Below are 14158 nucleotides of genomic sequence, written 5' to 3'. Positions count from 1 at the left end.
GCGAAATACGTGGAAACGAAAGAATCGGCAGGGGCAAATACTTAGTTCAGATTTTTCTAAACTAATGCGCACAGGTAGACTGCAACGACCCACACCCGGAGCCGACCATGGCCAACGCCTTGCCCGACCTGAAACTCCTGCGCATCTTCGTCAGCGTCGTGCGGCACCAGGGGTTCGCCAATGCCCAGCACGAACTCAACCTGTCCACTTCCGCCATCAGCACCTACATGAGTCAGCTGGAAGCGGCACTGGGCCTGGTGCTGTGTCATCGCGGGCGAGGCGGTTTTAGCCTGACCAGCAAGGGCGAGTTGTTCCATCAGGAAACCTTGCGCCTGTTGGGCGAACTTGAAGGCTTCGAGCAGTACGCCGCCGCGTTGAAGGGCGAGTTGCGCGGCACGCTGAAACTGGGCGTGCTGGATTCCACGGTCAGCGACAAAGCGTTGCCCTTCGCCGAAGTGATCGGCGCCTACAGCCTGGAACATCCGGCGGTGCACTTGCATCTGTCGGTGATGAGCCCTTATGAACTGCAACTGGGCGTGCAGGACAACCGCCTGGACCTGGCCATCGGCGCGTTTTCCAACCGCATGAGTGGGTTGATCTACATGCCGCTGTACCGCGAGCAGCACTGGTTGTATTGCAGCACGCGGCATCCTTTGTTCAATGAACGGCGCATCCCCGAGCAAGTCATCACCCAGCAGCGCATGGTCGGTCGCGGCTACTGGAGCCAGGCCGAATTGGCAAGGCACGGCTTCAAACACAGTGCAGCCACCGTGGAAAGTATGGAGGCGCAGTTGATCCTGGTGCTGTCCGGCGCCTACATCGGTTATTTGCCCGAACACTACGCCCAGGCCTGGGCCGACAAGGGCGATTTGCGCGTCTTGCTGCCGGCGACCTTCGGCTACCAGGCGCCATTCTCGATGATCATGCGTCGAGGTCGCAGCCGCGAACCGCTGATCCAGACTTTCCGCGACTTGCTCAAAGCCCAGCTCAACCAGGCCTGATAAACCATGTCCAGACCCCAATGTTCCCGTTGCCTCAGGCCTGTCGCCCACTGCCTGTGCCCGCTGATCCCCAACCTCGACAGCCGGACCCGCGTGTTGCTGTTGCAGCATCCGAGCGAGGTCAACCATGCGCTGAATACCGCGCGGTTGGCGGCGTTGGGTTTGAACAACGCGCAGTTGGTGGTGGGAGAGGTCTTTGAGGACCTGCCGGCGTTGTTGAACGTGCCCGGCTACCAGGCACGGCTGCTGTTTCCGGCTGACGACGCCCAGCCACTTAAAGTCTATGCGCCAGAAGATCAGCCGCTGCTGCTGGTGGTCCCCGACGGCACTTGGCGCAAGGCGCGCAAACTCTTGCACCTCAATCCGTTGTTGGCTGCGCTACCCAGGGTGGCGTTGGCCGAAGGCGCAGTGTCCCGCTATCGGCTGCGCAAGGCACCTGGCCCCGGCGCGCTGTCGACAGTGGAAGCGATTGTGCAGGCGCTGGGGGTCCTGGAGTCGCCAGCTTCATTTGCACCCTTGCTCAAACCCTTCGATGCGTTGATCGACGGCCAGATTGCGGCGATGGGGCCTGATGTGTTCAACCGCAACCATGGCGAGCGGTGAACATTCGGTGCCTTATTCCTTTAAGCCATAAGCACCGCACTTTGCGTGATATGGCCCGCCGGCCTTTCCCGGTATGATGTTCGCCCCCGCAGTCTGGATTGCGAATACGCCATGACCTTGCAGTACCCTACAATCGCCGATTGCGTCGGCAACACGCCCCTGGTCCGCTTGCAACGCATGGCGGGTGAGACCAGCAATACCCTGTTGCTCAAGCTTGAAGGGAACAACCCGGCCGGCTCCGTGAAGGACCGCCCGGCGTTGTCGATGATCACCCGCGCCGAGCTGCGCGGGCAGATCAAGCCCGGCGACACCCTGATCGAAGCCACCTCGGGTAACACCGGGATCGCCCTGGCCATGGCCGCCGCGATCAAGGGTTACAAGATGATCCTGATCATGCCCGACAACGGCAGTGCCGAACGCAAGGCGGCAATGACCGCCTACGGCGCCCAGCTGATCCTGGTCACCCAGGAAGAAGGCATGGAGGGCGCACGGGACCTGGCCGAGCGCTTGGCCGCCGAAGGCCGTGGCCTGGTGCTGGACCAGTTCGCCAACGGCGACAACCCCGAGGCGCACTACACCACCACCGGCCCGGAAATCTGGCGCCAGACCCAGGGCACCATCACCCATTTCGTCAGCTCCATGGGCACCACCGGCACCATCATGGGCAACTCGCGCTACCTGAAGGAGCAGAACCCGGCGATCCAGATCGTTGGCCTGCAACCGATGGAAGGCGCGGCCATCCCGGGTATCCGCCGCTGGCCCGAAGAGTATCTGCCGAAGATCTACAACGCGACCCGCGTGGACCGCATCATCGACATGGCCCAGCGCGAAGCTGAAGACACCACCCGCCGCCTGGCCCGTGAAGAAGGCATCTTCTGTGGCGTGTCGTCCGGTGGCGCGGTGGCCGGCATGTTGCGTTTGTCTAAAGAAGTGGAAAACGCGGTGATCGTCGCGATCATCTGTGACCGAGGCGACCGCTACCTGTCGACCGGCATCTTCGACGAACCCAACTGATGGCCAAGCACGAGAGAGGCCTGCGCTTCCAACCGACGGGCGGCAGCCGGGCCCCGCAGATTCCTGTAGGCAAGAAACAGCGCCTGACCATCGAGCGCCTGGCCAACGACGGCCGTGGCATCGTGTTCTTTGAAGGTCGTACCTGGTTTGTGAACGGCGCGCTGGCCGGCGAAGAAGTCGAAGCGCGGGTGTTGGGCGCCCACGGCAAGATTGTCGAGGCGCGCACCGAGCGTGTGTTCAAGGCCAGCGAATTGCGCCGCCCGGCGCCGTGCGCCCATGTCGGCCGCTGCGGCGGTTGCAGCGTGCAGCACTTGCCCCATACCGAACAGCTTGCCCTGAAACAGCGCATGCTCGCCGAGCAACTGTCCCGTGTGGCCGGTGTCGAACCGCAAGAGTGGGCCCAGCCTTTGAGCGGTCCGGAGTTTGGTTACCGTCGCCGCGCCCGCGTGGCCGTGCGCTGGGATGCCAAGGCCAAACAGCTGGAAGTGGGTTTTCGCGCCGTGGCCAGCCAGGACATTGTTGCCATTGACGATTGCCCGGTGCTGGTACAGGCCTTGCAACCGATCATGCAGCGCCTGCCGAACATGCTGCGCCGCCTGAGCAAGCCGCAGGCCCTGGGGCACGTGGAGCTGTTCAGCGGCACCTCCATCGCCGTGTTGCTGCGGCACATGGCGCCGCTGTCGGAAGCGGACCTGCAGGTATTGAAAGAGTTTTGCGCCTTCCACGAAGCTCAATTGTGGCTGCATGGCGAGGGTCAACCTGAGCCGGTCGAAGTCGATTCGGTCTTGGGTTTTCGATTGGAACAATGGGATCTGGAGTTGGCCTATCGACCTGGCGACTTTGTGCAGGTCAACGCCGGAGTCAACGAAGCGATGGTCGCGCAGGCCCTGGAATGGCTGGCGCCACAACCCGACGAACGGGTGCTGGACCTGTTTTGCGGCCTGGGCAACTTCGCCCTGCCACTGGCGCGCCAAGTGCGTGAAGTGGTGGCGGTGGAAGGCGTGCAGACCATGGTGGACCGCGCGGCCGTCAACGCCGTCAGCAACGATTTGCATAATGCGCAGTTTTTTCAGGCCGATTTGTCTCAGCCTTTGACTGACGCGGAATGGGCCAAGCAGGGCTTTTCTGCGGTACTCTTGGACCCACCCCGTGATGGTGCCCTGGAGGTTGTGCGCAAGCTCGCGACCCTGGGAGCCAAGCGTCTGGTGTATGTGTCCTGCAACCCGGCCACGCTGGCGCGGGACACGGTTGAGTTGGTCAAGCAAGGCTACCGGCTAAAACGTGCCGGGATCCTCGACATGTTTCCGCAAACCGCGCATGTCGAGGCCATGGCGTTATTTGAAGCGGGCTAGGATGCCCGTTTAATCCGACCGGCCTGTCGTCTCCAGGGCCTGTGATCTGCCAGGGAGCAGTAGAAGGTCGGCGATGAATTCTGGCGCATCGAAGGTGCGTCGTAGGGAAGGTAAGCAAGATGGTACAGGTGAGAGCACACCAGCCGATCAACACCGACGGCAGTATCAATCTCGAGGCATGGCTGGATCATGCCATCAGTGTCGACCCGGCACTGGACCGTGAAGCCTTGAAAGCAGCCTGCGAGTTCGCTCGCGAGTCTGAGCAGCAAGACAATGCGGCCAAGAACCTGTGGGCCGAAGGCACATCGAGCTTTCGCACCGGGTTGGAAATCGCCGAGATCCTCGCCGATCTCAAGCTGGACCAGGATTCACTGATTGCCGCCGTGCTGTATCGCGGCGTGCGTGAAGGGCATATTCAGTTGCCCACCGTCAGCCAGCGTTTCGGCGCCGTGGTGGCCAAGTTGATCGACGGCGTGCTGCGTATGGCCGCGATCAGCGCCAGCCTCAGCCCACGTCAGTCCATGGTGCTGGGCACCCAGGGCCAGGTCGAGAACCTGCGCAAGATGCTGGTGGCGATGGTCGACGACGTGCGTGTCGCCCTGATCAAGCTGGCTGAGCGCACCTGCGCGATCCGTGCGGTGAAAACCGCCGACGACGAAAAACGTAACCGCGTCGCCCGCGAAGTCTTCGATATCTACGCACCGCTGGCGCACCGCCTGGGTATCGGCCATATCAAGTGGGAGCTGGAGGACTTGTCCTTCCGCTACCTCGAACCCGATCAATACAAACAGATCGCTACGCTGCTGCATGAGCGGCGGCTGGACCGTGAGCGCTTCATCGCCGACGTGATGAACCAGTTGCGTTCCGAGTTGCAGGCCACCGGCGTCGAAGCCGACATCAGCGGCCGCGCCAAGCACATCTATTCCATCTGGCGCAAAATGCAGCGCAAGGGCCTGGCGTTCAGCCAGATCTATGACGTGCGGGCCGTGCGCGTGCTGGTGCCGGAAATGCGCGACTGCTACACCGCGCTCGGCATCGTCCACACCCTTTGGCGGCACATTCCCAAAGAGTTTGACGACTACATCGCCAACCCCAAGGAGAACGGCTATCGCTCGCTGCACACCGCGGTAATCGGCCCCGAAGGCAAGGTGCTAGAAGTGCAGATCCGCACTCACGCCATGCACGAAGAGGCCGAGCTGGGCGTGTGTGCGCACTGGCGTTACAAGGGCACCGACGTCAAGGCCGGGTCCAACCAGTACGAAGAGAAAATCTCCTGGCTGCGCCAAGTGCTGGAGTGGCACGAAGAACTCGGCGACATCGGCGGACTGGCCGAACAGCTGCGCGTGGATATCGAGCCGGACCGGGTCTACATCTTCACCCCGGACGGCCACGCCATCGACTTGCCCAAGGGTGCCACGCCGCTGGACTTTGCCTACCGCGTGCACACCGAGATCGGCCACAACTGCCGGGGCGCCAAGATCAATGGGCGCATCGTGCCGCTCAACTACAGCCTGCAGACCGGTGAACAGGTCGAGATCATCACCAGCAAGCACGGTACGCCGAGCCGCGACTGGCTGAACCCGAACCTGGGTTACATCACTACCTCGCGGGCACGGGCGAAGATCGTCCACTGGTTCAAATTGCAGGCGCGCGACCAGAACGTCGCCGCCGGTAAAACCTTGCTCGAACGCGAGCTGGGGCGCCTCGGCCTGCCTCAGGTGGACTTCGACAAGTTGGCCGAAAAAGCCAACATGAAGATCGCCGAAGACATGTTCGCCGCCCTCGGTGCTGGCGATTTGCGCCTGGCCCAGCTGGTCAACCTGGCGCAACAACTGGTCGAGCCGGAACGCGGCAGCGAACAGCTGGAACTGATCCCACGCAAAGCCACCGGCTATAAGCCCGGCAAACGCGGCGATATCCAGATCCAGGGCGTGGGCAACCTGATGACCCAAATCGCCGGCTGCTGCCAGCCGTTGCCGGGCGACGCTATCGTCGGCTACATCACCCAGGGCCGTGGCGTGAGCATTCACCGCCAGGATTGCGCCTCGGTGCTGCAACTGGGCGGGCGTGAGCCGGAGCGGATCATCCAGGTCAGCTGGGGCCCGGTGCCGGTGCTCACCTACCCGGTGGACATCATCATTCGTGCATACGACCGTTCCGGCTTGCTGCGGGATGTGTCGCAAGTATTGCTCAATGAGCGGATCAACGTGCTGGCGGTCAACACCCGTTCGAATAAAGAGGACAATACCGCGCTGATGTCCCTGACTATCGAGATTCCGGGGTTGGACGCATTGGGGCGGTTGCTGGGGCGGATTTCCCAGCTACCGAATATCATCGAGACGCGGCGTAACCGAACCCCATGATGTATTCGCTTGAAGACCTGCTGCACTTGATGAGCCGCCTGCGGGACCCGCAATACGGGTGCCCGTGGGACATCAAGCAAACCTACGCCACCATCGTCCCGCACACCCTGGAAGAAGCCTACGAAGTGGCCGACGCCATTGAGCGCGGCGACTTCGATCACCTGCAAGGCGAGTTGGGCGACCTGTTGTTCCAGGTGGTGTATTACAGCCAGTTGGCACGGGAAGAAGGGCGCTTCGAATTCGCCGGGGTGATCGACAGCATCACGCGCAAGCTGATCCGTCGTCATCCCCACGTGTTCCCCACGGGCGATCTGTATGCACCGCTGGACATCCCGCAGCTGAGTGAAGAACAGGTCAAGGAGCGCTGGGAGCAGATCAAGGCCGAGGAACGTGCGGAAAAGTCCGACGCGCCGGAGCAACTTTCCCTGCTGGACGATGTGCCCACGGCGCTGCCGTCCCTGTCCCGCGCCGCCAAATTGCAGAAGCGCGCCAGCCAGGTCGGCTTCGACTGGCCGTCGGCCCTGCCGGTGGTGGATAACGTGCGCGAAGAGCTGGATGAAGTGCTCGAAGCCATGGCCGACAACGATTCTGCGGCGATTGCCGATGAGGTTGGTGACCTGCTGTTCGCGGCGGTCAACCTGGCCCGTCACCTCAAGGTCGACCCGGAAACCGCGCTGCGTGGCGCCAATGCCAAGTTCGAACGACGCTTCCGATTTATCGAACAGGCATTGCGCGATACGCACCAATCCATAGAAGATTGCACCCTCGAAACGATGGACGCCCTGTGGGGCGAAGCCAAACGTCAGGAAAAGAATGTGTCCAGCTGCGGTTGAGCAGTTGCCTAAGTGAGTAAGCACCATGAGCCTTTCCCTTCGCGACCAGTTGCTCAAAGCAGGTCTGGTCAACCAAAAGCAGGCCAAGCAGGTCGGCAAAGACAAGCAGAAGCAGCAGCGCCTGGTCCACAAAGGCCAGATCGAGGCGGATGACACCCAGGCCCGCCTGGCGGCCGAAGCGCACGCCGAGAAGGTCAAGCGCGACCAGGAACTGAACCGCCAGCAGCAGGAAAAAGCCGAGGCCAAGGCCCGCACCGCCCAGGTCAAGCAACTGATCGAGACGTCGCGCCTGCCCAAGCTGACCACCGAGGACTACTACAACTTCGTGGATGACAAGAAGGTCAAGCGCCTGTCGGTCAACACGCTGATGCGCAACAAGCTGAGCAACGGCTCCCTGGCTATCGTGCATCACGGCGGCAGCTACGAGGTAATCCCGCGCGAAGCGGCGCTGAAGATCCAGGAGCGCGCACCGGAGCGTATCGTGCAGCTCAATATCCTGACGGAAAGCCAGGTGCCGGACGAGGATGACCCGTACGCGGCGTACCAGATCCCGGATGATCTGATGTGGTAAGGCTGTAGAAACAACAAACCCCGCTCAAAAGGCGGGGTTTTTGTTTGCAGGCAATCCAGCTGCTGTGTGGGGCTGGATGCCTGCCGAATTTCAGAGTCTCAGGAGCCTTGCGCCTGGCGTCTCATTTCAAGGGCTTCGAGCTCGTTTTTATAATTATGAGCGTCGCTCTCGTTGTGAAACATGCCGACCAACAGGTCTTGTTGGTGTACATCCCAGATGTGAATCCCATGGCCCAGTGCTTCGTGGGACATATGTTCGTCGTCGCGTTCAGTTACTTTTACAGTCATCTGCTTGCTCCAATCTCTGGTGGATCTGCGGCAAGTCGTCGCAGGCCTTTGTTATATGATTTGTTAGCTTGCTAAGTAAACCGACTTTTCGCGCAACAATTCATTGCAGCCAATGCAACAGTGCTGCAGGCCGCGTAAACCGCGACATTGCGCCGCAGGGCGCTGAGTTTTATGACAAAAGTTTCATGTTCGCGTCAGGGTGGAACCCAATCGACAGACGAAAAAAAGCCCCGCATTCGCGAGGCTCTTTGTTCCAGCTACCGATCAGCTACCTTTGACAGCCTTACCGTCAACAGTACCGTCCTGCAACATGATGTTGTATTCCTTGCCGTCAGTTTCTACCTGACGCAGTGCAACCAGGATGCCGCCCTGGTCCTTGGCAAACCACATCTGGGTGATGCGCTTGCTCTGAGTCGGATCACGTACGCGCTCGACCTTGATCGCGTCGATGGAGCCGACCTTGGTCTGGACCTTTTCCGGGCCGATCACGCGGAAGTCGTAGGTGTCGACGTCAGTTCCTTCCACCACGTTGTAGCTCATGCTCTTCTTGCCGGCCGCCACATCGCGCTGCAGGGCCAACTGATAGGTCGACTTGTCGAGCATGCCGCTTTGCAGGGGCACGTTGACCGCGTCTTTGTTTTCAAAGCCGGTGACTTTCTTGGCGGTCTGGTCGAAGTCCAGGTTGATCTTCTTCGCCTTGCCCAGGCCACCGCGTTCGAAGGTGTAGCTCTTCGGTTGCAGGGTGTCCTTGTCGAATTGGATCACGCTGGTTTCGGTGAGGCTGGCGATCATCATCGAGGCCTTGAAATTCAAGGTCCAAGTGCCGTCGCCATTCTTGGCCAGGCTGCGTTCAGCCGAACCACTCATGGGCAACTGTTTCCAGTCGGCGGTGTAGCTTACGGAGAAAGGGTGAAGGTCTGCTGCTTGCACGGCTGGCAAGGCGAACAGCGCAAAAGCGAAGAGCAAGGCGCGACGCATAAAATCTCCTAGGTTCGAATCAAGTGGCCGCTGGCCGCAAGTAACTGACCGTCCAATAATGCACCCTGGTCACCAAGAATCAACCGCCCCTCGGCAAACCAGCGAACCGCCAGCGGGTAAATCCTGTGTTCCTGGGTGTGAACCCGTTGCGCAAGCGTCTGCGCCGAGTCGTCAGACTCTACCGGAACCACTGCCTGTACGACCAGAGGCCCGCCATCGAGTTCCTCGGTGACAAAGTGCACACTGCAGCCATGCTCGCTGTCGCCGGCATCGAGCGCACGCTGGTGCGTGTGCATGCCTTTGTATTTGGGCAGCAGGGAAGGGTGGATATTGAGCAGGCGCCCTTCGAAATGTCGCACGAAATCAGCGCTGAGGATGCGCATGAAGCCGGCGAGTACCACGAGTTTGGGATTGAAGGCGTCGATCAGTTCGATCAAGGCGCTGTCGAAGGCCTCGCGACCTTCGAAAGCCTTGTGATCCAGCGAACGGGTGTCGATCCCCGCGTCCCTGGCGCGTTGCAGGCCGTAGGCGTCGCTGCGGTTGGAGATCACCGCAGCGATGCGCACCGGGCTGTCGCCGGTGCGCATGCTGTCGATCAGGGCCTGCAAGTTACTGCCGGTGCCGGAAAGCAGCACCACGACATCACAGGTCTGAGACATTAATGAGCCTTGAGGTTCTTCAGTTCGACCTGAGCCGCGCCTTCGGCGGCAGTGGCAATCTGACCGATGACCCAAGGCTGCTCGCCCGCTTCACGCAGTACGTTCAGCGCGGTTTCAACGTGCTCTTGCGCCACACAGATGACCATGCCCACGCCGCAGTTCAGCACGCGGTGCATTTCGGTTTCATCGACGTTGCCTTTCTCTTGCAGCCAGTCGAATACCGCAGGGCGCTGCCAGCTGGCCACGTCGACGATCGCCTGGGCGCCTTTTGGCAGGACGCGCGGGATGTTGTCCAGCAGGCCGCCACCGGTGATGTGGGCCATGGCCTTGACGGCGCCAGTGTCCTTGATCAACTTGAGCAGAGGCTTGACGTAGATGCGGGTCGGGGCCATCAGCAGGTCGGTCAGCGGCTTGCCGTCGAGTTGGGTGTTCTCGATCTCGGCGCCGGACACTTCGATGATCTTGCGGATCAGCGAGTAACCGTTGGAGTGCGGGCCGGAAGAAGGCAGGGCCAGCAGGGCGTCACCGGCGGCAACCTTGGAGCCGTCGATGATTTCGGCTTTTTCCACGACGCCGACGCAGAAGCCGGCCAGGTCGTAGTCTTCGCCTTCGTACATGCCTGGCATTTCAGCGGTTTCGCCGCCGACCAGGGAGCAACCCGACAGTTCGCAGCCAGCGCCGATACCGGTCACCACTTGTGCAGCGGTGTCGACGTTCAGCTTGCCGGTAGCGTAGTAGTCCAGGAAGAACAACGGCTCGGCGCCGCACACCACCAGGTCGTTGACGCACATGGCAACCAGGTCGATGCCGATGGTGTCGTGCTTGTTCAGGTTCAGTGCCAGGCGCAGCTTGGTGCCCACACCGTCAGTGCCGGAAACCAGTACAGGCTGCTTGTAGCCGGCCGGGATTTCGCAGAGGGCGCCAAAACCGCCCAGGCCGCCCATGACTTCGGGGCGCGCAGTGCGCTTGGCGACGCTCTTGATGCGTTCGACCAATGCTTCACCGGCGTCGATGTCTACACCGGCGTCCTTGTAGCTCAGGGAGGGTTGCTTGCTCATGATCCAGGCCTTTAGGGGGGATTCAGGGGTAACGACCGAGCGGGCGGGGGCTTTTATAAAGGCCACGCCGTTGACGGTCTGCGAAGGCGCGCGATTTTATCAGGCTTGAGGGGCAGCGGCCATCCTCGGGCCGACGGGCAGGGGCATATGGTGTTAAAAAAATGCTAATCGGGTCTGCTTTGGCGCGTATTAAGGTATAGCCTTTACGGCGCTAGCGTTGTGACAGTACGAAAACTTACCAAGACCCTGTGAATGTTTTACCGGTCGCCGTGGTCACAGCCTTGGCAAACCGAGTTCACGCGGTCTGTTCCAGCCGCTAAATTTGTCGTTCGGGAATCTTCCATGCGTCTGTGTAAATTCTTCTTTGTAGGCTGCTTGTCGTTGGTCAGCCTGGCGAGTCATGCCGAAACCCTCAATGGCCTCTATCAAGTACTCGAACCCGTCAGCAGCCAGTCGCCCCAAGAGCGTGACCAGGCGACCCAGCGCGCCGTGCAGACCCTGGTGATTCGCCTGACCGGCGACGCCAAGGCTGCCGACGGCCCGGGCCTGGCGGCCGTTCGTAAAGATCCGCAACAAATCATCAGCCAATATGGCTACGACGCCGGCCCGCCGGAAAGCCTGCAAGTGGATTTCGACCCGGTGAGCACTGATCGCGTCTTGCGTGAAGCCGGCTTGTCGATCTGGGGCAGCAACCGGCCGTCGATCCTTGGCTGGTGGCTGAACGACTCCACCGAAGGCAGCAGTCTGGTGGGTGATGGACAGACCGTCGCCCAGGCGTTGCGCCGTGCCGCGCAACACCGTGGCTTGCCGTTGCGCTTGCCCCTAGGCGACCTGGATGAGCAGGTGGTCGCCACCGCACCGAACCTGGAAAGTGCTGACGCCACACCGCTGCGCGCCGCCTCCGAGCGTTATGGCGCCGACGCCTTGCTGGCCGTGCATGCGCGCCAGGAAGGCAGCCAATGGCAGGCCAAATGGCGTTTGTGGCTGGGCGACAAGAGCGAGCAGGGCACCGCGCAAGGGGCCGACACCGGCGCTGTGGCCGACGCGGTGATGCTGGCGGTCAGCCAAAAGCTCGCGCCACGCTTTGCGGTCAAACCCGGCGTGAGCACCGAACAACTGCTGGAAGTACAGGGCATGACCCTGGAGCGTTACGCCGCACTCGGTCATCTGCTTGAACCTTTTGGCGCTCAACCACAACTCGTGGACGGCAATCGCATCGTGTACCGCGTCAATGGCAGTGCCGATCAATTACGTACCCAGTTGAGCCTGGCCAAGTTGCAGGAGGTTCCTGCGGGTGAAGCGCCGGTCCAGCAACCCGTAGTGGATGGCACGCAGCCAGCGGTTACCCCTGAACCTCAGGTGCAACTGCGTTTTCGTTGGTAGCAGTTTTCTTCTTTATATAGGTGGAGTGGTTTATGGCGGATACGCGTCGTTGGGTGTGGCTTGGCGGGATTGTCCTGCTGTGCGTTTTTGTGTTCCTGCTGCATTCGATCCTGACGCCGTTCCTGGTCGCGTTGCTGCTGGCCTATCTGTTCGATCCGGTGGTGGATCGCCTGGAGAAGGCCGGGTTGTCGCGCACCTGGGGCGTGGTGGCGGTGTTCGCGCTGTTTACCCTGATCATCACGGCGCTGGTGCTGGTGCTGGTGCCGATGCTGGCCAAACAACTGTTCCGGCTGTATGAGCTGGCGCCGCAGATGCTCGATTGGCTGCAACACACGGCAATGCCGTGGGCCCAGGCCAAGTTGGGGTTGTCGGATGGTTTCTGGAAGTTCGACAAGGTCAAGGCGGCGATCAGCGAGCATATGGGCCAGACCACCGATATCGTCGGTGTGGTCCTCAGCCAGGCGACGGCCTCCAGCCTGGCGTTGATCGGCTGGTTGACCAACCTGGTGCTGATCCCGGTGGTGGCGTTCTACCTGCTGCGTGACTGGGACATCATGATGGCCAAGATTCGCAGCCTGCTGCCGCGCAATCGTGAGGAGCGCATCGTGTCTCTGGCCGAGGAGTGTCATGAAGTGCTCGGCGCATTCGTGCGGGGGCAGTTGCTGGTGATGTTGGCACTGGGGATTATCTACGCCGCTGGCCTGATGGCCATCGGCCTGGAACTGGGCCTGTTGATCGGCCTGATCGCCGGTCTCGCCGCCATCGTGCCTTATATGGGATTTGTGATTGGTATCGGTGCGGCGTTGGTGGCGGGGTTGTTCCAGTTCGGCGGTGACCTGTACCCGATGCTGGGGATCGTGGCGGTATTTATGGTCGGCCAGGCCTTGGAAGGCATGGTGCTGACGCCGTTGCTGGTGGGTGATCGGATCGGCTTGCACCCTGTGGCGGTGATCTTTGCGATCCTGGCGGGCGGTGAGTTGTTCGGCTTCACTGGCATTCTGCTCGCGCTGCCGGTGGCGGCGGTGATCATGGTGCTGGTGCGCCATGTACACGATTTGTATAAGGATTCGGAGGTGTACACGGGGGTTGAAGACCCCGATCTGTAATCACTCCGCCACAAACCCGGCCCAGGCCGGGTTTGTTGTTTCTGGAGCCGGTGCGTCAAACAATCTGCGTAAATCCAACAAGTTAACGCAAACCTTTGATTTTGCTTGGGGTCTGTTGCATTGTGCGCCCAGCGTCACGGGTATAAACTTTGCAAACTTTACACAGAGGCCACTAACGGTTCGTTTGGAGCCGTTCAGTCAGCATGAAACCGATTCAGCTGCCCTTGGGTGTGCGTCTGCGTGACGACGCCACCTTTATCAACTACTACCCAGGCGCCAATGCCGCTGCACTCGGCTATGTCGAGCGGCTCTGCGAAGCCGACGCCGGGTGGACCGAAAGCCTGATCTATCTGTGGGGCAAGCACGGCGTAGGGCGTACCCACCTGTTGCAGGCCGCGTGCCTGCGGTTCGAGCAGATGGGCGAGCCAGCGGTTTACCTGCCCCTGGCGGAGTTGATGGATCGCGGTATCGGCATCTTCGACCATCTTGAGCAGTACGAGCTGGTGTGCCTGGACGATCTGCAAGCCATCGCCGGCAAGGCGGAGTGGGAAGAGGCGCTGTTCCACCTGTTCAACCGCTTGCGTGACAGCGGTCGGCGCCTGCTGATTGCTGCGTCCACCTCGCCACGCGAGTTACCGATCAAGCTGGCCGACCTCAAGTCGCGCATGACCCTGGCGCTGATTTTCCAGATGCGCCCGCTGTCCGATGAAGACAAATTGCGTGCCTTGCAATTACGCGCATCCCGTCGCGGTCTGCACCTCACCGACGAAGTGGGACATTTCATCCTCACCCGTGGCACGCGCAGCATGAGCGCGTTGTTCGAGCTGCTCGAACAGCTCGATCAGGCCTCCCTGCAGGCCCAGCGCAAGCTGACCATTCCCTTCTTGAAAGAAACCCTCGGCTGGTAGCCGGCCCGCTGTTTTCGCGGCTTTCGGCAAATTCCAGGCGCC

The 14158-nt window shown here is 61.1% G+C and carries 14 protein-coding genes; 10 read left to right on the top strand and 4 right to left on the bottom strand.

Annotated elements, in window-relative coordinates; genetic code table 11:
- Positions 1-107: 107 nt before the first annotated feature.
- The 7 genes from ACP7EW_RS05180 (at position 108) to ACP7EW_RS05150 (ending at position 7737) form a co-directional block, all read left to right on the top strand.
- Positions 108-1001: a LysR family transcriptional regulator gene (locus ACP7EW_RS05180; protein WP_028617381.1), complete on the top strand. Its 894-nt coding sequence runs from the start codon at positions 108-110 to the stop codon at positions 999-1001.
- A 6-nt stretch (positions 1002-1007) separates the two neighbouring features.
- Positions 1008-1604, top strand: coding sequence for a tRNA-uridine aminocarboxypropyltransferase (locus ACP7EW_RS05175; protein ID WP_426215705.1), 597 nt, complete (start codon positions 1008-1010; stop codon positions 1602-1604).
- A gap of 111 nt (positions 1605-1715) precedes the next feature.
- Positions 1716-2618 carry a cysteine synthase CysM gene (cysM, locus tag ACP7EW_RS05170; protein ID WP_426215703.1) on the top strand — a complete coding sequence of 301 codons (903 nt, stop codon included), beginning with the start codon at positions 1716-1718 and terminating at the stop codon, positions 2616-2618.
- Positions 2618-3970 (top strand): 23S rRNA (uracil(1939)-C(5))-methyltransferase RlmD, encoded by a 1353-nt coding sequence (gene rlmD, locus ACP7EW_RS05165; protein WP_177074141.1) that lies wholly within the window; start codon positions 2618-2620, stop codon positions 3968-3970. The genes cysM and rlmD overlap by 1 nt, the downstream gene beginning before the upstream one ends.
- Before the next feature lie 119 nt (positions 3971-4089).
- On the top strand, positions 4090-6333 hold the full coding sequence (gene relA / locus ACP7EW_RS05160) for a GTP diphosphokinase (protein ID WP_033900680.1): 2244 nt from the start codon (positions 4090-4092) through the stop codon (positions 6331-6333).
- Positions 6333-7166, top strand: a complete 834-nt coding sequence (gene mazG, locus ACP7EW_RS05155) for a nucleoside triphosphate pyrophosphohydrolase (RefSeq protein ID WP_038847693.1) — start codon at positions 6333-6335, stop codon at positions 7164-7166. Before relA ends, mazG begins: the two co-directional genes overlap by 1 nt.
- A 25-nt stretch (positions 7167-7191) precedes the next feature.
- Positions 7192-7737 carry a DUF2058 domain-containing protein gene (locus ACP7EW_RS05150; protein WP_033900683.1) on the top strand — a complete coding sequence of 182 codons (546 nt, stop codon included), beginning with the start codon at positions 7192-7194 and terminating at the stop codon, positions 7735-7737.
- A gap of 98 nt (positions 7738-7835) precedes the next feature.
- On the opposite strand, the gene ACP7EW_RS05145 is transcribed toward ACP7EW_RS05150, so the two are convergent.
- The 4 genes from ACP7EW_RS05145 to purM form a co-directional block, all read right to left on the bottom strand.
- On the bottom strand, positions 7836-8024 hold the full coding sequence (locus tag ACP7EW_RS05145; RefSeq protein ID WP_010208657.1) for a hypothetical protein: 189 nt from the start codon (positions 8022-8024) through the stop codon (positions 7836-7838).
- A gap of 264 nt (positions 8025-8288) precedes the next feature.
- A complete protein-coding gene (locus ACP7EW_RS05140) occupies positions 8289-9002 on the bottom strand; it encodes a DUF3108 domain-containing protein (protein ID WP_033900686.1) in 714 nt (237 codons plus the stop codon).
- Positions 9003-9010: 8 nt separating this feature from the next.
- Positions 9011-9661, bottom strand: a complete 651-nt coding sequence (gene purN, locus ACP7EW_RS05135; protein ID WP_426215700.1) for a phosphoribosylglycinamide formyltransferase — start codon at positions 9659-9661, stop codon at positions 9011-9013.
- Complete coding sequence (gene purM / locus ACP7EW_RS05130) at positions 9661-10719, bottom strand: phosphoribosylformylglycinamidine cyclo-ligase (protein WP_016976515.1); 1059 nt, start codon at positions 10717-10719, stop codon at positions 9661-9663. The genes purN and purM overlap by 1 nt, the downstream gene beginning before the upstream one ends.
- Before the next feature lie 342 nt (positions 10720-11061).
- Between purM and ACP7EW_RS05125 the strand changes: the two genes are divergently transcribed.
- The 3 genes from ACP7EW_RS05125 to hda all read left to right on the top strand — a co-directional run bounded on the left by ACP7EW_RS05125 (position 11062) and on the right by hda (position 14116).
- Positions 11062-12102 carry a DUF2066 domain-containing protein gene (locus ACP7EW_RS05125; RefSeq protein WP_426215698.1) on the top strand — a complete coding sequence of 347 codons (1041 nt, stop codon included), beginning with the start codon at positions 11062-11064 and terminating at the stop codon, positions 12100-12102.
- Between the two features lie 32 nt (positions 12103-12134).
- Positions 12135-13208 (top strand): AI-2E family transporter, encoded by a 1074-nt coding sequence (locus ACP7EW_RS05120; protein WP_177004463.1) that lies wholly within the window; start codon positions 12135-12137, stop codon positions 13206-13208.
- 203 nt (positions 13209-13411) lie between these two features.
- Entirely contained in the window at positions 13412-14116 is a 705-nt protein-coding gene (hda, locus tag ACP7EW_RS05115) for a DnaA regulatory inactivator Hda (protein ID WP_126570612.1), read from the top strand.
- The last annotated feature ends 42 nt before the right edge of the window (positions 14117-14158 follow it).

This window comes from Pseudomonas sp. DWRC2-2 (assembly GCF_049897885.1).
GTDB lineage: Bacteria > Pseudomonadota > Gammaproteobacteria > Pseudomonadales > Pseudomonadaceae > Aquipseudomonas > Aquipseudomonas azotoformans_A.
This window is presented reverse-complemented; position numbering and strand designations above follow the sequence as displayed.

What these genes read in the sequence shown, in the direction of transcription:
- ACP7EW_RS05180 (WP_028617381.1), top strand. Translation starts at nt 108, where the DNA reads ATGGCCAACGCCTTGCCCGACCTGAAACTCCTGCGCATCTTCGTCAGC.
- ACP7EW_RS05175 (WP_426215705.1), top strand. Translation starts at nt 1,008, where the DNA reads ATGTCCAGACCCCAATGTTCCCGTTGCCTCAGGCCTGTCGCCCACTGC.
- cysM (WP_426215703.1), top strand. Translation starts at nt 1,716, where the DNA reads ATGACCTTGCAGTACCCTACAATCGCCGATTGCGTCGGCAACACGCCC.
- rlmD (WP_177074141.1), top strand. Translation starts at nt 2,618, where the DNA reads ATGGCCAAGCACGAGAGAGGCCTGCGCTTCCAACCGACGGGCGGCAGC.
- relA (WP_033900680.1), top strand. Translation starts at nt 4,090, where the DNA reads ATGGTACAGGTGAGAGCACACCAGCCGATCAACACCGACGGCAGTATC.
- mazG (WP_038847693.1), top strand. Translation starts at nt 6,333, where the DNA reads ATGTATTCGCTTGAAGACCTGCTGCACTTGATGAGCCGCCTGCGGGAC.
- ACP7EW_RS05150 (WP_033900683.1), top strand. Translation starts at nt 7,192, where the DNA reads ATGAGCCTTTCCCTTCGCGACCAGTTGCTCAAAGCAGGTCTGGTCAAC.
- ACP7EW_RS05145 (WP_010208657.1), bottom strand. Translation starts at nt 8,024, where the DNA reads ATGACTGTAAAAGTAACTGAACGCGACGACGAACATATGTCCCACGAA.
- ACP7EW_RS05140 (WP_033900686.1), bottom strand. Translation starts at nt 9,002, where the DNA reads ATGCGTCGCGCCTTGCTCTTCGCTTTTGCGCTGTTCGCCTTGCCAGCC.
- purN (WP_426215700.1), bottom strand. Translation starts at nt 9,661, where the DNA reads ATGTCTCAGACCTGTGATGTCGTGGTGCTGCTTTCCGGCACCGGCAGT.
- purM (WP_016976515.1), bottom strand. Translation starts at nt 10,719, where the DNA reads ATGAGCAAGCAACCCTCCCTGAGCTACAAGGACGCCGGTGTAGACATC.
- ACP7EW_RS05125 (WP_426215698.1), top strand. Translation starts at nt 11,062, where the DNA reads ATGCGTCTGTGTAAATTCTTCTTTGTAGGCTGCTTGTCGTTGGTCAGC.
- ACP7EW_RS05120 (WP_177004463.1), top strand. Translation starts at nt 12,135, where the DNA reads ATGGCGGATACGCGTCGTTGGGTGTGGCTTGGCGGGATTGTCCTGCTG.
- hda (WP_126570612.1), top strand. Translation starts at nt 13,412, where the DNA reads ATGAAACCGATTCAGCTGCCCTTGGGTGTGCGTCTGCGTGACGACGCC.